The sequence below is a fragment of the Alicycliphilus denitrificans K601 genome (assembly GCF_000204645.1).
Taxonomy (GTDB): domain Bacteria; phylum Pseudomonadota; class Gammaproteobacteria; order Burkholderiales; family Burkholderiaceae_C; genus Alicycliphilus; species Alicycliphilus denitrificans.
Genome location: NC_015422.1, coordinates 1,345,885 through 1,363,722 on the forward strand (window position 1 = coordinate 1,345,885; position 17,838 = coordinate 1,363,722).

Sequence of the window (17,838 nt, forward strand, 5' to 3'; positions counted from 1 at the left end):
GACGGCCCCGCCTCCTGGCGGAGAGGGCGTCGGGGTGAAGAGCGCAGGCGGCTTACTTGGCGACGGACTTGCTGCCGTCCTTGTGCCACTCGAAGATCTGGAAGTCGAAGGACTTCAGGTCGCCGTTCTTGTTCCAGCCGATGGCGCCCAGGGGCGTCTCGAAGGTGGTCTTGTGCATATGGTCGGCCACCTTGGTGGGGTTGTCGCCCACGGCCTTGATGCTGTCGATGATGACCTGCGCGGCAGCATAGGCGGTCATCTGGAAGGCGCCGCCGGCGTCGCGCTTCTTGTCCTTGAAGGCCTTCACGATGGCGGCGTTCTTGGGGTTGGTCGAGAAGTCGGCCGGCAGGGTCAGCAGCATGCCTTCGACGGCGGGGCCGGCGATGGCGTTCACCTCGGGGTTGCCCACGCCCTCGGGGCCCATCATCTTTACCTTCAGGCCCTGCTCGCCCGCCTGGCGCAGCAGCAGGCCCATTTCGGGGTGGTAGCCGCCGTAGTAGACGAAATCGACGCCCGCGCTCTTGAGCTTGGTGATGACGGCGGAGTAGTCGCTGTCTCCGGCGTTGATGCCCTCGAACAGCGCCACGTTGATGCCGGCCTTCTTCAGGTCGTCGCGCACCGAGGCGGCAATGCCCTGGCCGTAGGACTGCTTGTCGTGCAGCACGGCGACCTTCTTGGGCTTGACCTTCTCGATGATGAACTTGGCGGCAGCGGGGCCCTGCTGGTCGTCGCGGCCGATGGTGCGGAAGATGAAGTGGTAGTTCTTGCCCTCGGTCAGCGCGGGCGAGGTGGCCGAGGGAGTCACGACGACCACGCCCTCGTTGTTATAGATGGGGGCGGCGGCAATCGCCGCGCCCGAGCATACGGGACCGACCACATAGTGGATCTTGTCGTTGACCACGCGGTTGGCGGCGACGGGGCCTTGCTTGGGCTCGCAGGCGTCGTCCACGACGACCAGTTCGATCTTCTTGCCGTTGATGCCGCCGGCGGCGTTGGCCTGCTCCACGGCCGTGTTCACGCCTTCCTTGACCATGTCACCGTACTGGGTGACGGGCCCGGTGGCCGGGACGACCATGGCGATCTTGACCTGCGCATGCGCGGTGGACAACAAAGCCGCGCTGGCCAGGCCCAGTGCAGCGACGACGGTGTGCATGCGGAACGGAATGCTCATAAAACGATCTCCAACTTTTGGTGAAGCGGTCTGAAAAATCATCAGGCCCCGGTGGGGGCCTGCGATCAAGACCGCCATGGTTAACCGCGCGCATCGTATTGGCAACAGGGTAAGCAAGGCTGGCACTGTCGCCAATTTTTTGCTACGGCAGGCAAGTGATTGATATTGATCAATTTTCCTGGGATTGCCCTTTCAAGGAAAGCTGGCCGCCTTCGGGGCCGGTGCCGATTCTGCCGCACCTGCGGCGGGGGTGGCTTCGGAATGCAGCTTGGAGGGCGGCACCGGCATGCCGGCGCGCCAGCGGCGCACGACGCGCTGGAAGATCAGCGCATTGGGGATCTGCAGCAGCGTGCCGGGCTCGGGCGCCGTGGCGTCTTCCAGCGTGGTGTACAGCAGGTTGATGTCCAGCACGCGGCCCAGGGCGCCGGGCTTCTCCGCCGTGTCCAGCAGCTCAATGTGGTCGCCCACGCGAAACGGCCCCACGGTGAGGATCAGGAAGGCGCAGAACAGGTTGGACAGCACGCTCCATGCGGCGAAGAAGGCCACGGCGCCCACGGTGGCGAAGCCGGTGAAGGCCGTCCACAGCACGGCCGCCGACACGCCCAGGCGCTCCAGCGCCAGCAGGGCGGCGCCGCCGAGGATGAGCCAGCGCACCACGGCATTGACGGGCGTCAGCAGCTCGTGCGGGAACTGGTAGTGGTCGCTGGCCCGCCGGATGAGGCGCCGCACGATGTAGTGCAGCAGCAGCGCCGCCAGCACGATGAGCGCGATCTGCATGCCCGGCACGATCACGTCGAGCCAGTCGTGCGCCCAGGGAGGAAGAATGGTCTTCAGGCGTTCCAGCATGGGGCTCATTGTTCGCGGCGCAGGGCCGGGAACAGGATGACGTCGCGGATGCTGGGGCTGTCGGTGAGCAGCATCATCAGACGGTCGATGCCGATGCCGCAGCCGCCCGTGGGGGGCATGCCGTACTCCAGCGCGCGCACGAAGTCGTGATCGAAGAACATGGCCTCGTCATCGCCGCTGTCCTTGGCCGCCACCTGGGCGTTGAAGCGTGCGGCCTGGTCCTCGGCGTCGTTGAGCTCGGAGAAGCCGTTGCCGAACTCGCGGCCGGTGATGTAGAGCTCGAAGCGCTCGGTGACTTCGGGGCGCAGGTCGTTGGCGCGAGCGAGCGGGCTGATCTCGGTCGGGTGCTCCATGATGAAGGTGGGCTGCCAGAGCTTGTCCTCCACCTCCTCCTCGAAGTACAACACCTGCAGGCTGGCCAGGGAGCGCGTGGACAGGCGGTCCTTCTCCTCGGTCATGCCCAGCTTCTTGAGCGCGCTCACGAGCCAGGCGGCGTCGTCCACGTGCGCACCGGCTTCGGTGTACTGGTAGATGGCCTCGCGGATCGTCAGGCGCGCAAAGGGTTGGGACAGGTCCACCGCGCGCCCGCCGTAGGTCAGCTGCAGCGTGTCCGTGGCCTTGAGCGCCGCGTCGCGCACGAGCTCCTCGGTGAAGTCCATGAGGTCGCGGTAGTTCCAGTAGGCCGCGTAGAACTCCATCATCGTGAACTCGGGGTTGTGGCGCACCGAGATGCCTTCGTTGCGGAAGTTGCGGTTGATCTCGAACACGCGCTCGAAGCCGCCCACGATGAGGCGCTTGAGGTACAGCTCGGGCGCGATGCGCAGGAACATCTCCTGCTCCAGCGCGTTGTGGTGCGTGACGAAGGGCCGCGCGTTGGCGCCGCCGGGGATGGGGTGGAGCATGGGCGTCTCCACCTCCAGGAAGCCGTGCTCGATCATGAACGCGCGGATGCCGCCGATGGCCTTGCTGCGCGCCACGAAGCGGCGGCGCGCGGCCTCGTCGGTCATCAGGTCCACGTAGCGCTGGCGGTACTTGACCTCCTGGTCGGCCACGCCGTGGAACTTGTCGGGCATGGGGCGCAGGCTCTTGGTGAGCAGGCGCAGGCGCGTGACCTTGACCGACAGCTCGCCCGTCTTGGTCTTCATGAGCGTGCCCTCGGCGCCCACGATGTCGCCCAGGTCCCAGCGCTTGAAGTCGGCGTACACGTCCTCGCCCACGCCGTCGCGCGTCACGTAGAGCTGGATGCGCCCGCCCGTCTCGCCGAGCGAGCCGTCCTGCAGCGTGGCGAAGCTGGCCTTGCCCATGACGCGCTTGAGCATCATGCGGCCGGCCACGCTGACGGCTACGTCCTGCGCCTCCAGCGCCTCGGCATCCAGCGCGCCATAGCGCTGCTGCAGGCTGGCCGCATGGTTCTGCGGCTTGAAATCATTGGGAAACGCCACGCTCTGGCCCTGGGCCTGGCCCTCGCGCAGGGCCTTGAGCTTCTCGCGGCGCTCGGCGATGAGCTGGTTTTCGTCTTGCGGGAGGGAGGGGGCGTGATTGTGTTCAGACATGGTGCCGTCTAGTGGGGCCGGAAGGGCAAACCCGTAATTTTAGGGTTTTGGCGAATGCCGGGGGGCGCCGGGCCGGCCCAGCACGGCCAGGATGGTCCAGGCGATGATGCGCAGGTCCAGCCACAGGCTGCGGGTGCGCACGTACCGCTGGGCATACAGCAGCTTGGCGGGCAGGATCTGTTCGACGTAGGTGCGCTCCGGGTCCGCGCTGCGCGCGAGCAGGCTGCTTTCGTCCCGGAAGGCGATGGAGGCCAGGTCGGTGATGCCGGGGCGCACGCCCAGGACCGTCTCGCGCACGTCGGACGGATACAGCGCCACGTAGCGCGGCACCTCGGGGCGCGGCCCGACCACGCTCATGTCGCCGCGCAGCACGTTGAGGAGCTGCGGCAGCTCGTCCACCTTGGCGCGGCGCAGCCAGGCGCCCGCGCGGGTGATGCGCGCGTCGGCCCCCACCGTGATCTGCGGGCCAGCGGCCTCGGCATCCAAGCGCATGGTGCGGAACTTGTAGATGTGGAACGGCCGGCCGCCGCGCCCCACGCGCTGCTGGCGAAAGAGCGCCGGCCCGGGCGAGTCGAGCCGCACCCACAGCGCCACGGCCAGCAGCAGCGGGCACAGCAGCAGCAGGGCCAGCGCCGCGAAGACGATGTCGAACAGGCGCTTGCCCATGTGCGCTCAGCCCAGCAGCGCGTGCAGTGCGGCGATCACGCGGTCCTGCTCGGCGTCGTGCATGGCCGTGAACAGCGGCAGGCTGAGCATGGCCCGATAGGCCGTGTCGGCATGCGGGAACTGTTCGGGCGCAAGGCGGTAGCGGTCGCGCCAATAGGGGTGGCGGTGCAACGGCACATAGTGCACGCTGGTGCCTATGCCGCGCTCCGACAGCGCCTGGATGAGCTCGTCGCGCGACAGGCGGGCACCGGCCGCCAGGCGCACCACGTACAGGTGCCAGGCATGCACGTCGCCCGCCGGGGCGTCGGCCGGCAGCACCAGGGGCAGGCCCGCCAATGCGGCGTGGTAGCGCCTTGCCAGGTGCTGGCGCCGCTCCAGGAAGCGAGGCAGGCGCTGCAGCTGCACCAGGCCCAGGGCGGCGGCGATGTCGGTCAGGTTGTACTTGAAGCCCGGGGCCACCACCTCGTAGTACCAGGCGGGGGTTTTTGACGTGAAGCGGTCGAAGGCGTCGCGGCTCATGCCGTGCAGGCGCATCACGCGCATGCGCTCGGCCAGGCGCGGGTCGCGCGTGACGGCCATGCCGCCCTCGCCGGTGGTGATGGTCTTGTTGGCGTAGAAGCTGAACACCGTCGCGTCGGAGGCGAGCCGCCCCACCAGCGCGCCCTGCCAGGTCGTGGGCAGGGCATGGGCGGCGTCCTCCACCACCTTCAGGCCGTGTTCGCGCGCGATGGACAGGATGGCATCCATGCGGCAGGCCAGGCCGCCGTAGTGCACGGGCATGATGGCCTTTGTGCGCGGGGTGATGGCGGCGCGGATGGCCTCGGGGTCGATGTTCAGCGTCACAGGGTCCACGTCCACCAGCACGGGGTCTGCGCCGAGGTAGCGCACCACCTCCACGGTGGCGGTGAAGGTCAGCGTGGGCGCGATCACCTCGTCGCCAGGGCCTATGCCCAGCGCTTCGAGCGCCAGGTGCAGCCCGGCTGTGGCCGAGTTGACGGCGATGGACTGCAGCCCGTCGCCGCCGAGGTAGGCGGTGAAGGCCTCCTCGAAGGCGCGGGCCTTGGGGCCGGTGGTCACCCAGCCGGAGCGCAGGGCATCGGTGACGGCGGCGATCTCGGCGTCGCCGATGTCGGGGCGCGCGAAGGGCAGGAAGGGCGGGGTGGCGTCAGGCATGGTCATGTCGGTTTGACCGCCCAGGTCAGGCGGTGGGTGCGCAGCGCGGGCAGCAGCGCTGCCGCGGTGATCAGTGCCGCCGGCAGCCGCCGCGCGAGCGGCGGCGCCAGCGTGAGTTTGTGCGAATGCAGCCGGGCGCCGGGGAACAGCGCCCGCAGCTCGGCCAGCGGCAGCCCGCGCACGTCGTGATTGTGCGGGTTGTCGATGACGAAGTCATAGACCAGAACGCCGCCGCCCGGCATCACCCAGCGCCACAGCTGGCGTGCGAACTGCTGGCGGTAGTCAGCGTCGAGCAGCGAGCTGAACACGGTGAAGGCCAGCACGGCCTGCTGGCTGGCGTCGGGTATGGCGGCGGCGCAGGCATCGCCCTGCAGGATGCGCACGCCCTCGGGCAGCAGGGTGCGCGCGGCGTCCGCGCGGTCCGGCAGCAGCTCGATGCCCGTGAGCTGCCGCGGCGTGGCGCCCAGGCGCAGCAGGTCGAGCAGGTTGCCGCCGCTGCCGCAGCCCACTTCGAGCAGGGGGCGGCCAGCGAGGCCGCTCCAGCCATGCGCGCGCCAGATCCGGGCCATGGCGCGCAGGCGCTCCTGCTGGGCCTGCAGCGCCGCTGCGTTGGCGTACAGGCTGTAGCGCAGCGCGTCGGCCTCGCTGTCGCGGCGCGCGTAGCGGGCCTGTACGGCGCGGGTCTCTGGCTGGTTCATCGCGTGATCCTTGCGAAGCGCGACGACGGCGCGCGCGCGCGCAGCACGTCCCACAGGCCGCGCCACGTGCCCCAGCCGTAGCCGATGTGGAACGCCGCGATCACGGCCGGCAGCCGCCACAGCAGGCGCCAGGCGCCGGCCGCGCGCGCCGCGGCCACGCTGGCCAGCGCGAGATAGCTGCCGTAGAGCGCCAGCAGCGCCGCGGCGGGCCACGGCGTCCAGGGCAGCAGCAGCGCGGCGAGCGCGAGCGCGGCGACGAACAGCGCCGGCACGAGCTGGCGCCACGAGCCCGGCTGGCCGTGCTTGCGCACCACGAAGGGCCGCCAGTAGCCGTATTGCCGCTGCTGGGCCAGGAGGTGGCGCAGCGAGTTGCGCGGGTGGTAGACCGAGCGGATGGCGCCGCTTTGCCAGATGCGGCCGCCGGCCATGCGCAGGCGCAGGTTGTGCTCGTCGTCCTGGTTGCGCACTAGCGCCTCGTCGAACAGGCCGAAGCGCGCGAACGCCTCGCGCCGCCAGCAGCCCAGGTACACGGTATCGACCTCTCCCTCGTAGCTGCGGTCGCGCGAGCGCGCGCCGCCCACCACCCAGCGGCACTGGAAGGCCGCAGCGATGGCCTCGCCCATGGGGCCCGTGCCCTGCGCGACCCAGGGGCCGCCCACGTTGTCGGCGCCGCTGCGCTCCAAGGCCTCGATGCAGCGCGCCAGGTAGTCCGGGGCGAATCGGGTGTGGATGTCGAGCCGCGCGATCACCTCGCCGCGCGCGTGCGCGATGCAGGCGTTGAGCCCGGTGGAGACGATGCGGTCCGGGTTGTCCACGAGCAGCAGCCGTGGGTCGGCGGCGCAGCGCTCCAGCAGGCGCTCGCGCGTGCCGTCGTCGCTCTGGCCGTCGGCGATCAGCACCTCCATGCGCCAGCCCTCGGGCAGCTGCTGGCGCAGCACTGAGCCGCAGAAGGCGTCGATGAAGGCCGCCTCGTTGCGGCAGGGGGCGATCACGCTGAGCAGGCGGGGCACGGAGGTGGGGGTCATTTCAGCAACTGCCGGTACAGCCGGTCTACCTGGTCCATCTGCGCCTTGCGGTCGCCGTCCAGCGCGATGCGCTCGGCATTGCGGGTTCCGATGCCGCGCATGCGCGCATCGTCCTCGGCAAGCTGCTGCAGCACGCCGGCCAGCGCGTGCGCGTCGCCCGCGGGCACCAGCAGGTCGGGGGCGATCCACTGCCGGTTGGCCGCCAGGTCGCTCGCCACCACCGCCAGGCCGCATGCCATGCTCTCGAGCATGGCCACCGAGGTCGCATCGCTCTCGGGCACGCTGACCGATATCTTGCAGCGCGCCAGCACGGCGGCCATGCCCGCATCGTCGAGGCGGCCGTGGAACACCACGCATTGCGCCAGGCCCTGTTCCTGCACCCGGGCGCGCAGCGCGGGTTCGAGCGAGCCGCCGCCCAGCAGGTGCAGCGTCAGCGGCGCGCCGGGCAGCCGCTGGCGCAGCAGCGCGCAGGCGTCGATCAGCGTGCCGATGTGGTAGTTGGGCTCCCAGGCGCGCAGGCTCACGATCTGCAGGCCGTCCTTGTCCCCCCAGGGCACGGGGGCGAAGCGGGCGCGGTCCACGCCCCAGTGGATCTCGTGCACCGGCGCGCGCGGGCGGTACTGCCGCGCGGCCTCGACCAGGCTGGCCGAGTCGCCGGTGACGAGGTCGGCGCGGCGCAGGATCCAGCCCGTGAGCCAGCGCATCCAGGGGCTGCGGTGCGGAGTCACGAGCAGGTCGCTGCCCCAGGCCGTCATCGCGAGCGGGTGGCGGCCGCAGCGCGCGGCCAGGTAGCCATAGGAGGTGAGGTAGTGTGCGTGCACGATGTCGGGCGCCAGCTCGTGTACATGGCGGCGCGCCGCGCCCGCGCGCAGCAGCCAGTCGGCCTGGCGCCGCACGGGCGGCAGGATGCGCTGCTCCACGCCGTCGAGCGGCTCGGGCCGCGCCGTGACGAGCGATACGCGCCAGCCGCGCGCGCGCATCTCCGTCGCCCAGCGCCGGGTGTGGGGGCTGTTGGCATCGCCCAGCAGGCACAGGTGGGGCTGCATGTCAGCCATGCTCCTGCTCCGCGCGGGGCAGTTCGCCGGCCCAGGCAGCATAGTGGGCGGCCAGTTCCGGATGCTGCGCCAGCAGGCGGGCATCGCCGGTGCGCACGTCACCGATGGCGCGCGCGGGCGAGCCGGCGACGATGGCGAAGTCCGGCACCGCGCCGCGCACGCGGGAATGGGCGCAGACCACCACGCCCTTGCCGATGCGGCTGCCCGCCTCGACCACGCTGTGCGGGCCGATGAAGCTGTAGGCACCGATCTCCACGGGTGCGCGCACGTAGCCAGGCATGTCGCCCGCGTGGCCGGCGTAGGTGCGGCCAAGCAGCCTGATGCTGCGGTGCGAGCTGTGCGTGACGATGCTCACGAAGTTGGTGACCTGCACGCCCTCGGCGATGCGCAGACCGGCCGTGGCATCGAGGAAGTTGAACTGGCCGATGAACACGTGGTCCGCCAGGTCGAGGCCTTGCGCGCCCTCGATGCAGGTGCTGGGCGCGATGCGGGTGTGCGGCAGGCGCCGGCCCGCGCGGCCTTGCTCGCCGAACACCATGCGGAAGAACAGCAGCCGCCAGAGCCAGCGGCGCCAGCGGTTAAGCAGGGCTCTCATGGGGAATGTCGCTCCAGAACGCGAGGGCCCTGAAATAGTAGAGGAAGTACGCCGCCATGGCCGCCGACACGCCCCAGGCCGCGCCCTGGAGCCCATCCCAGGCCAGGCCCGCGCACAGGCCCGCGAAGAAGGCTGCCTGCCCCGCCAGCGACAGCCGCAGCGCCCAGGGCTGGGCGCGCCAGGCCAGCGTGACCACGGAAAGCGGCGAGGCGACGAAATGCAGCCCGATGTACAGGGCCAGGCCGCGCGCGAGCGCACCGGCGCCTTCCCACTGCGCGCCGAAGGCCCGGGCGAACAGCCCCGGCCCCCATAGCAGCAGCACGGCGGCCAACGGCGCGGCCAGCAGCGCCAGCGCCAGCATGGAGCGGCGCACCAGGGCGCGGGCGTGATCGGCGCTGCGCGCATGCACCAGCTGCGGGTACAGCGCCTGAGAGAGCGCGCCGCCCAGCAGCGTGGCGGGGGCCTTGAGGTAGCGCAGCGCCAGCGCCCAGAGGCCGGCCGCTGCGTCGCCCGCCCAGGCGGCGATGAGCAGCAGCGTGAGCGTGTCCTGAAGCGCGCCGATGAAGGCGTGCGGCGTGTTGTAGAGCGGGAAGTCGCGGTGGCGCGCGGCCATGGCCTTCAGGCGCGGCAGTGGCTGGCGCCACATGCGCCGCCAGCCGCCCCGTGGCGCCGGCCGGGCCAGCAGCCAGGCGGCGCCAAGGCCCGCGGCGATGGGGCCGAGCAGCAGGCCCGCGGGCCCCGTCTTGAGAAGGCCCAGCAGCACCTGCAGCAACGCGCCGCCGCCCTGCTGCACAAGGCGCGCGGCCGACAGCAGGCCGAAGCGCTGCGCGCGCGTGGCCCACAGGGTCAGCCACTGGGTGGCACCGATGGCCAGCACGCCCACAGGCAGCAGCCAGGCAAGGGCCTGGCCCTGGCCCCAGAGGAGCGCCAGGGCCAGGAGCGTGGATGCGGCCGTGACGGCCAGCAGCAGACGCGCGCACAGGGCCATGAGCAGGGCGGCGCGCCGGGGGGATTTTTCGAGCGGCAGGGCGAATTCGTAGCGCGCGCAGGCCACCACTGCCAGGTTGGTGGCCAGGGCCCAGAGCAGGGCGTACTGGCCGAAATCCGCGGGCGCATACAGCCGCGTCAGCGCCGGCCCCAGCAGCAGGGGCAGGGCGTGGGCCAGTACGCTGCCGGCCAGCAGCGTGAGCGTGGCGCGCAGCAGGCCGAGCGTCATGGGCTGGCCGGGCCGGCGGGCTGGTAGCCGGGCACCATCTGCCGCAGCAGGGCCATGATGGCAGGCGTGTCGCCGGCCAGTGCCGCGCGGCGCAGGGCCTCCAGCCTGGGCTGCATGTCTGACCACGGCGCGTGCTCCTCGTGCGCGCGCAGTATGCGCGGGTGCGCCGTGGGCAGGGGGTTGTCGCCTATCAGCAGCTCCTCGTACAGCTTCTCGCCGGGGCGCAGGCCGATGAACCGGATTTCGATGTCTCCGGTCGGGTGCGCGTCGCTGCGCACCGTGAGGCCCGACAGCGCCACCATACGCCGGGCCAGATCCACGATGCGTATGGGCTCGCCCATGTCGAGCAGGAACAGGTCGCCGCCCTCGGCCATGGCGCCGGCCTGCAGCACGAGCTGGGCCGCCTCGGGGATGGTCATGAAGTAGCGCGTGACCTCCGGGTGCGTGACCGTGATGGGGCCGCCCGCGGCGATCTGGCGCCGAAACAGCGGGATCACGCTGCCGCTGGAGCCCAGCACGTTGCCGAAGCGCACCATGGAAAAGCGCGTCGGCGTGCGCGCGCTGCCGAACGGCTGTCGGCCGCAGGCGGAGATGGCCTGCAGCACCAGTTCCGCGATGCGCTTGCTCGCGCCCATGACGTTGGTGGGGCGCACGGCCTTGTCGGTGGAGATCAGGACGAAGTGGCGCGCGCCATGTTCTACCGCCGCGCGGACCACGGAAAGCGTGCCGAACACGTTGTTGAATATGCCCTCCGCCGCGTTGGCCTCGACCATGGGCACGTGCTTGTAGGCGGCGGCATGGTAGATGGAGCTTGGTTGATGCTCCCGGCAGATGCGGGCCATGTGCGCTTCGTCGGTCACGTTGGCGAGCAGGGGCACGAGCGTGCAGCATGCGGCGGCGCCGTCCTGCTGCGCGGCGACGGCGGCCTGTAGTTCCTGGTGGATGCCGTAGAGCGCGTATTCGCTGTGGTCCACCAGCAGCAGCCTGGACGGGTGCGCGCGCAGGATCTGCCGGCACAGTTCGCTGCCTATGCTGCCGCCCGCGCCCGTGACGAGCACCACGGCGCCGCGCAGGTTGCGTTCGAGCAGTTCCTGGTCCGGGGCCACGGGCGCGCGGCCCAGCAGGTCGACGATGTCCAGGTCCTGGAAGTCGGTCACGCTCACGCGGCCGCTCGCGAGGTCCGTGAGGCTGGGCAGCGTGCGGATGCGCACGGGCAGCTCGCTCAGGTGCCCGATGATGTCGCGCCGCCGCTCGTGCGAGATGCTGGGCAGCGCCAGCAGCACGTCGGTGATGCCCTCGCGCTCCACCAGTGCCGGCAGGGCGCTGGCGCCATGGACGCGGGCGCCGTTGATGCTGCTGCCGACCTTTCTCGGGTCGTCGTCCACGAAGCCGCGCAGCGTGTACTGGCGTGCGCTCGCCAGGCCCGCGGCCGTTTGCGCGCCCGCGACGCCCGCGCCATAGATCAGCAGGCGGTGGCGCGCATTGCGTGTCTGGCCCGAGAGCCAGAACCAGCCCAGCGCGCGGCTCGTGCCTATGAGCAGCAGCAGGATCAGGGGCTGCAGAATGCCCACGCTGCGCGGCACGCCCTCCCACTTGGCCAGGAGCAGCAGCGCCAGCAGCAGCGCGCCATAGGTGGTAACGGCGCGGCCGGTGGTCAGCAGCGCGGCGATGCCGTTGTAGCGGAAGATGGCGCGGTACAGGCCCATGTGGACGAAGACGGGGAAGGCCATGGCCGGCCCGAGCAGGTAGACCAGCCATTGCAGCCCCTCGGGCCAGTGCAGGGTGTCCAGCCGCAGCGAGAAGGCCAGCCACATCGCCAGCAGCCCCAGGCCCAGGTCCAGTGTGACGACGACCAGCCGCTTGATGGAGCGCGGCCAGGTCAGTGCTTGCATCAGCATGCGTGCGGTATTCCTTTGGTCCGGCGATGTCTCTGTCTACAGGAAGATTCCCATGCGCTCGAGCATGTCGCCCACCAGCTCCAGGCGCACGAGCGGGTTGTCCAGCGTCATCAGGCGCTGCTTGCGGTCTGCGGGCAGGGGCAGCAGCTCGCACCAGCGGTTGGCTACCCAGCCGCAGTCCTGCAGTTGCTCCGGCGTGGGGACGGCGTGCGGTCCGGCCCCCGCCTCGCGCGCGTGCAGCGAGGCCAGCACCTGCGCCAGCACGCGGGCCGTGCGCTGCAGGTCGTCGGGCACCGGTACATGCGGGTCGCCGGGCAGCTGCTCCACGTCCGCCACCCACAGCCCGTGCGGAAGGTGGCTGCGGTGGGTGATGCGAAAGCGCGCGGCGCCTCGGCACTGCAGGGTGATCAGCCCGGGCTGCGGCGCCTGCATTTGCTCGATGGCGGCCAGAGTGCCCATGTCGTGGAATTGTTCCGCGGGCGCGCCGGCGCGGCGCACCTCGTGCCCGGCGGTGAGCGCGACCACGCCGAACGGGGCGCCCGCGTGCCGGCATTTGCGCACCATGTCCAGGTAGCGCACCTCGAACACGCGCAGCGCCAGCACGCCACCGGGAAACAGCACGGTGTCGAGCGGAAACAGCGGCAGTGAAGTCAGTGTCAGCGGCTGGGGCATGGCGGGGCGCGGTGGCGGCACCGCTATCATCCCATGCTGCGCCGTCCCCGGCGCCGTGCCGCGCCCGTGGCGGGCGTCCTTTTGCTGCCTTCCATGCTGTTCCAGATCCTTTCTTTCCTTCTCGAAGTCGCCAGCGGCCTGCTGACCGGCGCCTGCCTGCTGCGCCTGTACATGCAGTGGCAGCGTGTCTCGTTCGCCAACCCCGTGGGGCGGCTGGTGTTCGCGCTCAGCGACTGGCTGGTGCTGCCGCTGCGCAAGCTGGTGCCGGCCGCGGGACGCTGGGATCTGTCGAGCCTGGTGGCGGCGTTCCTGCTGCAGCTGGTGCAATACCTGCTGCTGTGGCTGCTGCTGGGCGCCGGCGTGGGGCTGGCCTGGCTGCCGTGGGTGGCCGTCTTCAGCCTGGCGCACGTGGCCGTGTCGGGCCTGATGGGGCTGCTGATCGTCTATGCCGTGCTCTCGTGGGTGCAGACGCGCTCAGCTCTAGGCGACGTGATCGCGCGCCTGTGCGAGCCGCTCCTGCGCCCCGTGCGGCGCGTGCTGCCGCTGGTGGGCGGCATCGACCTGTCGCCGCTGGTGCTGCTGGTGTTGCTGCAGGTTCTGTCCATCGTGCTGGGCCATCTGCAGGCCAGCGTGATGATGTGATGGATTTATACGGAAAACGCCTCCAGCGCCCTTCTATAGGGCGCTGGCAGCTATCGTTTGAATAGCTTTTCCGCCGTCAGGCCACCGCGTCCGCCGGCAGGCGCTGCAGCATGGACAGGCATTGCGCCACCGTCTGGCGCAGCTCGCGCCGGTCGCAGATGAAGTCCACGGCGCCCTTGGTTTGCAGGAACTCGGCGCGCTGGAAGCCCTCGGGCAGGGTCACGCGCACGGTGGATTCGATCACGCGCGGGCCGGCGAAGCCGATCAGGGCCTTGGGCTCGGCGATCACGATGTCGCCCACGAAGGCGAAGCCGGCCGAGACGCCGCCCATGGTCGGGTCGGTGAGCACGCTGATGTAGGGCAGGCCCTTCTTGGCCAGGCGCGTGAGCGCGGCGTTGGTCTTGGCCATCTGCATCAGGGACAGCAGGCCTTCCTGCATGCGCGCGCCGCCGGTGGCGGTGAAGCAGATGAAGGGCACCTTTTGCTCGATGGCGGTCTCCACGCCGCGCACGAAGCGCTCGCCTACCACGGAGCCCATGGAGCCGCCCATGAAGTCGAACTCGAAGCAGGCGGCCACCACGTTGATGCTCTTGACGGCGCCGCCCATGACGATGAGCGCGTCGGTCTCGCCGGTGTTTTCCAGCGCCTCCTTCAGGCGCTCGGGGTACTTGCGGCTGTCCTTGAACTTGAGGGCGTCCACGGGCAGAACCTCCTGGCCGATCTCGTAGCGGCCCTCGCCGTCCAGGAAGGCGTTGAGCCGCGCGCGCGCGCCGATGCGGTGGTGGTGGCCGCATTGCGGGCAGACGTTCTGGTTGTGCTCCAGGTCGGTCTTGTAGAGCACGTTGTCGCAGCTGGGACACTTGACCCACAGGCCCTCGGGCATCTGGCGGCGCTCGGTGGGGTTGGTCTGCTGGATTTTGGCGGGCAGGAGTTTTTCGAGCCAGGACATAGGGTTTCCTCTTGCTTGAGGGCGGTGATTATGCGTCGAGCGCCTTGCGGATGCCGCGCAGGAAGTCCACGGTGATGCCGACCACCTTCTCGTGCGGCTGGTCCTCGATGAGCTGGATGATGCGGCTGCCGATGACCACGGCGTCGGCCACGCGGCCGATGGCCTGGGCCGTGGCCGCGTCGCGGATGCCGAAGCCCACGCCGACGGGGATCTTCACGTGCTCGCGGATGCGCGGCAGCATGGACTCGACGGCGGCGGTGTCGAGCGCGCCCGAGCCCGTCACGCCCTTGAGCGAGACGTAGTACACGTAGCCGCTGGCCACGCGCGCCACCTGCTGCATGCGCTCGGGCGTGGAGGTGGGGGCGAGCAGGAAGATCAGATCGATGCCGTGTGCGCGCAGGTCGGCGGCGAACTGCTCGCATTCCTCGGGCGGGTAGTCCACGACGAGCACGCCGTCCACGCCGGCCGCGCCGGCATCGCGGGCGAACGCGCCCTTGCCGTGGCGCTGGTCGTAGCGCTCCACCGGGTTGGCGTAGCCCATGAGCACCACGGGCGTGGTCTGGTTGCGCTGGCGGAAACTGCGCACCATCTCCAGCACCTGCGGCATGCCGATGCCCAGGGACAGGGCCTTCTCGCCCGCCTTCTGGATCACCGGGCCGTCGGCCATGGGGTCGGAGAAGGGCACGCCGAGCTCGATCACGTCGGCGCCGGCCTCCACCATGCCGTGCATGAGCGCGGGCGTGATGTCGGCGAACGGGAAGCCCGCCGTCACGTAGGGGATGAGCGCCTTGCGACCCTTTTCCTGCAGGGCGGCGAAGGTGTCAGCGATGCGGCTCATGCGGCGGGCCCTCCCTTGACGGTGTGGCCGCGCATGCTGGGGCGGTCGTAGAAGTCCGCGCCCGACAGGTCGGCCACGGTGCCGATGTCCTTGTCGCCGCGGCCGGAGAGGTTCACGAGGATGGATTGCTGGGGCGTCATGGTCTTGGCGAGCTTCATCGCATGGGCCACGGCGTGGCTGGATTCGAGCGCCGGGATGATGCCTTCGGTGCGGCACAGGTAGTGGAAGGCGTCGAGCGCCTCCTTGTCGGTGATGCCCACGTATTCGGCGCGGCCGATCTCCTGCAGCCAGGCATGCTCGGGGCCCACGCCGGGGTAGTCCAGGCCGGCGCTGATGCTGTGCGTCTCGGTGATCTGGCCGTTCTCGTCCTGCAGGATGTAGGTGCGGTTGCCGTGCAGCACGCCGCTGCTGCCGCGCTGCAGGCTGGCGGAGTGCTTGCCGCTGTCCAGGCCCTCGCCCGCGGCCTCCACGCCGATCAGGCGCGTGTTCTCGAACGGGATGTAGGGGTGGAAGATGCCCATGGCGTTGCTGCCGCCGCCCACGCAGGCGACCACGGCGTCGGGCTGCTCTGCGGCTATTTTCTGCTCGGCCAGCATGGCGGGCATCTGTTCGAGGCATTCCTTGCCGATCACGCTCTGGAAGTCGCGCACCATCACCGGGTAGGGGTGCGGGCCGGCCACGGTGCCGATGATGTAGAAGGTGTCGTCCACGTTGGCCACCCAGTCGCGCATGGCCTCGTTGAGCGCGTCCTTGAGCGTGCGGCTGCCGGATTCGACGGGCACCACGGTGGCGCCCAGCAGCTTCATGCGGTAGACGTTGGGGCTCTGGCGCTTGACGTCCTCGGCGCCCATGTAGACCACGCACTGCAGGCCGTAGCGCGCGCAGATCGTGGCCGTGGCCACGCCATGCTGGCCCGCGCCGGTCTCGGCGATGATGCGCGGCTTGCCCATGCGGCGCGCGAGCATGGCCTGGCCGATCACGTTGTTGATCTTGTGCGCGCCGGTGTGGTTGAGGTCCTCGCGCTTGAGGTAGATCTGCGCGCCGCCCATCTCGCGCGACATGCGCGCGGCGTGGTAGACGGGTGAGGGCCGGCCCACGAAATGGGCCAGCTCGTACTGGAATTCGGCGAGGAACGCCGGATCGTGCTGGTAGCGCGCATAGGCCTCTCGCAGCTCGGTCAGCGCATGGGTCAGGGTCTCGCTGGCGAAGCTGCCGCCATAGGGGCCGAAGTGGCCCGATGCATCGGGTTGGTGGTATTCGAACATTCAGGAGATGGAAGCTGGTGCCGCATCCGCCGCGCGCACGGCGGCGATGAAGCGTTGGATCTTGCCGGCGTCCTTGACGCCCTTCAGGGGGGAGCCGTCGGGGCCGTCGGCCTCTACGCCGGAGCTGACGTCAACCGCCAGCGTTCGGCAACGCGGTCGGACCTGCAGGATGCCATCGGCCACGTTTGCAGGCGTGAGTCCACCAGACAAAACGAGGTGACAGTCGACGCTTGGTGGAAGGAGTGACCAATTGAATGCCTTGCCGCCGCCGCCATAGCCCTCGACATGGGCGTCGAGCAGGATGGCACGGGCGTGAGAGTGAGCCTGTGCGTATTCTACGAGGTCGAACCGTGCCGCATCCTCGCCCAGGGGAATGCGCGCGGCGCGCAGGAAGGGGATGCGCCCCTGGTCGCTGGCGGCCCAGCAGTCCTCGGGTGTCTCGTCACCATGAAATTGCACCGTAGCGCCCGGTACGCAAGCGCTTGCAGCTATCACTTCAGTAGCTTGCGCGTTCACGAACAGCAGGACGGGCGTTGTGAAGGGCGGCAGGCGCCGGGCCAGGGCCGCGGCGCGCTCGGGGCTGACGGCGCGCGGGCTCTTCGCGTAGAGCACGAAGCCGACGGCGTCCGCGCCTGCGGCAACGGCCGCGTCCACGTCCTGCTCGCGCGTCAGGCCGCAGATCTTGATGCGGGTGCGTATGGGGGAGGGGCTGCTCATGGCAGCCAATCATACGCAGCCGTGCGCGTGGGAAGGCCCCACTCGGGTGCGTACACCGGCCCCAGGAAGTACAGGCCATCGGGCGAGAACGTGGGCGCCGCGGCGTCGCGCGAGCGGGCGTCGAGCACCTGGCGCATCCACTGCGGCGGGTACAGCCCCTGGCCGATGGCGACGATGCAGCCCATGATGTTGCGGATCATGTGGTGCAGGAAGGCGTTGCCCTCGAACTCGAAGCGCCAGTAGCAGGGCGCGCAGCCGTGCAGGGAGGGGCCATTGGCCGGGCCGCGGCGCGTGATGGCGATGCGGTGCAGCGTCTTGACGGGCGACTTGGCCTGGCAGGCGCTGGCGCGGAACGAGCTGAAGTCGTGCTCGCCCAGCAGGTGCTGCACGGCGTCCTGCATGGCCTGCCCGTCGAGTTCATGGAACACCCAGCCCACGCGCCCGGCCTCCACGCTGGGGCGCACGGGCGACTGCAGCAGCACGTAGGCATAGCGGCGCGCCACGGCGCAGGCGCGCGCGTGGAAGGCGTCGGGTACGGGCTGCGCCCATTGCACGGCGATGTCGGGCGGCAGGAATGTGTTGGTGCCGCGCACCCAGGAGAACGGCGCGCGCTGCAGCCCGGTGTCGAAGTGCACGACCTGCATCAGGCCGTGCACGCCCGCGTCCGTGCGGCCGGCGCAGATCGTTGCCACCTTCTGAGTGGCGAAGCGGCCCAGGGCCGCTTCGAGATGGTCTTGCACGGTGTTGCCGCTGGGCTGGCTTTGCCAGCCGCTGTAGGCCTGGCCGTTGTAGCTGACGCCCAGGGCCACCCTCATCGCGCGGCTCCCGGCCGTTCAGGCACCGCGCCGGCGCGGCGCGG

Annotated in this window: 18 protein-coding genes; 1 reads left to right on the forward strand and 17 read right to left on the reverse strand. The window is 70.3% G+C overall.

Going from position 1 to position 17,838, the window contains the following annotated elements:
* Nucleotides 1-52: 52 nt before the first annotated feature.
* The 12 genes from ALIDE2_RS06410 to ALIDE2_RS06465 all read right to left on the reverse strand — a co-directional run bounded on the left by ALIDE2_RS06410 (nt 53) and on the right by ALIDE2_RS06465 (nt 12,568).
* Nucleotides 53-1,171, reverse strand: coding sequence for a branched-chain amino acid ABC transporter substrate-binding protein (locus tag ALIDE2_RS06410; RefSeq protein WP_013519966.1), 1,119 nt, complete (start codon nt 1,169-1,171; stop codon nt 53-55).
* 192 nt (nt 1,172-1,363) lie between these two features.
* Entirely contained in the window at nt 1,364-2,017 is a 654-nt protein-coding gene (locus ALIDE2_RS06415; protein WP_174764520.1) for a mechanosensitive ion channel family protein, read from the reverse strand.
* A gap of 5 nt (nt 2,018-2,022) precedes the next feature.
* Nucleotides 2,023-3,570 carry a lysine--tRNA ligase gene (lysS, locus tag ALIDE2_RS06420; RefSeq protein WP_013519964.1) on the reverse strand — a complete coding sequence of 516 codons (1,548 nt, stop codon included), beginning with the start codon at nt 3,568-3,570 and terminating at the stop codon, nt 2,023-2,025.
* A 39-nt stretch (nt 3,571-3,609) separates the two neighbouring features.
* Entirely contained in the window at nt 3,610-4,236 is a 627-nt protein-coding gene (locus tag ALIDE2_RS06425; protein WP_013519963.1) for a sugar transferase, read from the reverse strand.
* 6 nt (nt 4,237-4,242) lie between these two features.
* Nucleotides 4,243-5,415, reverse strand: coding sequence for a DegT/DnrJ/EryC1/StrS family aminotransferase (locus tag ALIDE2_RS06430; RefSeq protein ID WP_013519962.1), 1,173 nt, complete (start codon nt 5,413-5,415; stop codon nt 4,243-4,245).
* Entirely contained in the window at nt 5,412-6,107 is a 696-nt protein-coding gene (locus tag ALIDE2_RS06435; protein WP_013519961.1) for a class I SAM-dependent methyltransferase, read from the reverse strand. Before ALIDE2_RS06435 ends, ALIDE2_RS06430 begins: the two co-directional genes overlap by 4 nt.
* Nucleotides 6,104-7,132 (reverse strand): glycosyltransferase family 2 protein, encoded by a 1,029-nt coding sequence (locus tag ALIDE2_RS06440; RefSeq protein WP_013721650.1) that lies wholly within the window; start codon nt 7,130-7,132, stop codon nt 6,104-6,106. The genes ALIDE2_RS06435 and ALIDE2_RS06440 overlap by 4 nt, the downstream gene beginning before the upstream one ends.
* Nucleotides 7,129-8,187: a glycosyltransferase gene (locus ALIDE2_RS06445; RefSeq protein WP_238530113.1), complete on the reverse strand. Its 1,059-nt coding sequence runs from the start codon at nt 8,185-8,187 to the stop codon at nt 7,129-7,131. The genes ALIDE2_RS06440 and ALIDE2_RS06445 overlap by 4 nt, the downstream gene beginning before the upstream one ends.
* Nucleotides 8,180-8,782 (reverse strand): acyltransferase, encoded by a 603-nt coding sequence (locus ALIDE2_RS06450; protein ID WP_013519958.1) that lies wholly within the window; start codon nt 8,780-8,782, stop codon nt 8,180-8,182. Before ALIDE2_RS06450 ends, ALIDE2_RS06445 begins: the two co-directional genes overlap by 8 nt.
* Nucleotides 8,766-9,998, reverse strand: coding sequence for a lipopolysaccharide biosynthesis protein (locus ALIDE2_RS06455; protein WP_013519957.1), 1,233 nt, complete (start codon nt 9,996-9,998; stop codon nt 8,766-8,768). Before ALIDE2_RS06455 ends, ALIDE2_RS06450 begins: the two co-directional genes overlap by 17 nt.
* Entirely contained in the window at nt 9,995-11,896 is a 1,902-nt protein-coding gene (locus ALIDE2_RS06460) for a polysaccharide biosynthesis protein (RefSeq protein ID WP_013519956.1), read from the reverse strand. Before ALIDE2_RS06460 ends, ALIDE2_RS06455 begins: the two co-directional genes overlap by 4 nt.
* A gap of 36 nt (nt 11,897-11,932) precedes the next feature.
* A complete protein-coding gene (locus tag ALIDE2_RS06465; RefSeq protein ID WP_013519955.1) occupies nt 11,933-12,568 on the reverse strand; it encodes an LON peptidase substrate-binding domain-containing protein in 636 nt (211 codons plus the stop codon).
* Nucleotides 12,569-12,661: 93 nt separating this feature from the next.
* Between ALIDE2_RS06465 and ALIDE2_RS06470 the strand changes: the two genes are divergently transcribed.
* Nucleotides 12,662-13,210: a YggT family protein gene (locus ALIDE2_RS06470; protein ID WP_013519954.1), complete on the forward strand. Its 549-nt coding sequence runs from the start codon at nt 12,662-12,664 to the stop codon at nt 13,208-13,210.
* 76 nt (nt 13,211-13,286) lie between these two features.
* On the opposite strand, the gene accD is transcribed toward ALIDE2_RS06470, so the two are convergent.
* From accD to truA, 5 genes are read right to left on the reverse strand one after another with little or no spacing between them, the layout of a single operon-like run.
* On the reverse strand, nt 13,287-14,159 hold the full coding sequence (accD, locus tag ALIDE2_RS06475; RefSeq protein ID WP_013519953.1) for an acetyl-CoA carboxylase, carboxyltransferase subunit beta: 873 nt from the start codon (nt 14,157-14,159) through the stop codon (nt 13,287-13,289).
* A gap of 28 nt (nt 14,160-14,187) precedes the next feature.
* Nucleotides 14,188-14,997, reverse strand: a complete 810-nt coding sequence (gene trpA, locus ALIDE2_RS06480; RefSeq protein WP_013519952.1) for a tryptophan synthase subunit alpha — start codon at nt 14,995-14,997, stop codon at nt 14,188-14,190.
* Nucleotides 14,994-16,262, reverse strand: a complete 1,269-nt coding sequence (trpB, locus tag ALIDE2_RS06485) for a tryptophan synthase subunit beta (protein ID WP_013519951.1) — start codon at nt 16,260-16,262, stop codon at nt 14,994-14,996. Before trpB ends, trpA begins: the two co-directional genes overlap by 4 nt.
* Entirely contained in the window at nt 16,263-16,979 is a 717-nt protein-coding gene (locus ALIDE2_RS06490) for a phosphoribosylanthranilate isomerase (protein ID WP_013519950.1), read from the reverse strand.
* Nucleotides 16,976-17,794 carry a tRNA pseudouridine(38-40) synthase TruA gene (gene truA, locus ALIDE2_RS06495; RefSeq protein ID WP_013519949.1) on the reverse strand — a complete coding sequence of 273 codons (819 nt, stop codon included), beginning with the start codon at nt 17,792-17,794 and terminating at the stop codon, nt 16,976-16,978. Before truA ends, ALIDE2_RS06490 begins: the two co-directional genes overlap by 4 nt.
* Nucleotides 17,795-17,838: the final 44 nt, after the last annotated feature.

What these genes read in the sequence shown, in the direction of transcription:
- ALIDE2_RS06410 (WP_013519966.1), bottom strand. Translation starts at nt 1,171, where the DNA reads ATGAGCATTCCGTTCCGCATGCACACCGTCGTCGCTGCACTGGGCCTG.
- ALIDE2_RS06415 (WP_174764520.1), bottom strand. Translation starts at nt 2,017, where the DNA reads ATGCTGGAACGCCTGAAGACCATTCTTCCTCCCTGGGCGCACGACTGG.
- lysS (WP_013519964.1), bottom strand. Translation starts at nt 3,570, where the DNA reads ATGTCTGAACACAATCACGCCCCCTCCCTCCCGCAAGACGAAAACCAG.
- ALIDE2_RS06425 (WP_013519963.1), bottom strand. Translation starts at nt 4,236, where the DNA reads ATGGGCAAGCGCCTGTTCGACATCGTCTTCGCGGCGCTGGCCCTGCTG.
- ALIDE2_RS06430 (WP_013519962.1), bottom strand. Translation starts at nt 5,415, where the DNA reads ATGACCATGCCTGACGCCACCCCGCCCTTCCTGCCCTTCGCGCGCCCC.
- ALIDE2_RS06435 (WP_013519961.1), bottom strand. Translation starts at nt 6,107, where the DNA reads ATGAACCAGCCAGAGACCCGCGCCGTACAGGCCCGCTACGCGCGCCGC.
- ALIDE2_RS06440 (WP_013721650.1), bottom strand. Translation starts at nt 7,132, where the DNA reads ATGACCCCCACCTCCGTGCCCCGCCTGCTCAGCGTGATCGCCCCCTGC.
- ALIDE2_RS06445 (WP_238530113.1), bottom strand. Translation starts at nt 8,187, where the DNA reads ATGGCTGACATGCAGCCCCACCTGTGCCTGCTGGGCGATGCCAACAGC.
- ALIDE2_RS06450 (WP_013519958.1), bottom strand. Translation starts at nt 8,782, where the DNA reads ATGAGAGCCCTGCTTAACCGCTGGCGCCGCTGGCTCTGGCGGCTGCTG.
- ALIDE2_RS06455 (WP_013519957.1), bottom strand. Translation starts at nt 9,998, where the DNA reads ATGACGCTCGGCCTGCTGCGCGCCACGCTCACGCTGCTGGCCGGCAGC.
- ALIDE2_RS06460 (WP_013519956.1), bottom strand. Translation starts at nt 11,896, where the DNA reads ATGCTGATGCAAGCACTGACCTGGCCGCGCTCCATCAAGCGGCTGGTC.
- ALIDE2_RS06465 (WP_013519955.1), bottom strand. Translation starts at nt 12,568, where the DNA reads ATGCCCCAGCCGCTGACACTGACTTCACTGCCGCTGTTTCCGCTCGAC.
- ALIDE2_RS06470 (WP_013519954.1), top strand. Translation starts at nt 12,662, where the DNA reads ATGCTGTTCCAGATCCTTTCTTTCCTTCTCGAAGTCGCCAGCGGCCTG.
- accD (WP_013519953.1), bottom strand. Translation starts at nt 14,159, where the DNA reads ATGTCCTGGCTCGAAAAACTCCTGCCCGCCAAAATCCAGCAGACCAAC.
- trpA (WP_013519952.1), bottom strand. Translation starts at nt 14,997, where the DNA reads ATGAGCCGCATCGCTGACACCTTCGCCGCCCTGCAGGAAAAGGGTCGC.
- trpB (WP_013519951.1), bottom strand. Translation starts at nt 16,262, where the DNA reads ATGTTCGAATACCACCAACCCGATGCATCGGGCCACTTCGGCCCCTAT.
- ALIDE2_RS06490 (WP_013519950.1), bottom strand. Translation starts at nt 16,979, where the DNA reads ATGAGCAGCCCCTCCCCCATACGCACCCGCATCAAGATCTGCGGCCTG.
- truA (WP_013519949.1), bottom strand. Translation starts at nt 17,794, where the DNA reads ATGAGGGTGGCCCTGGGCGTCAGCTACAACGGCCAGGCCTACAGCGGC.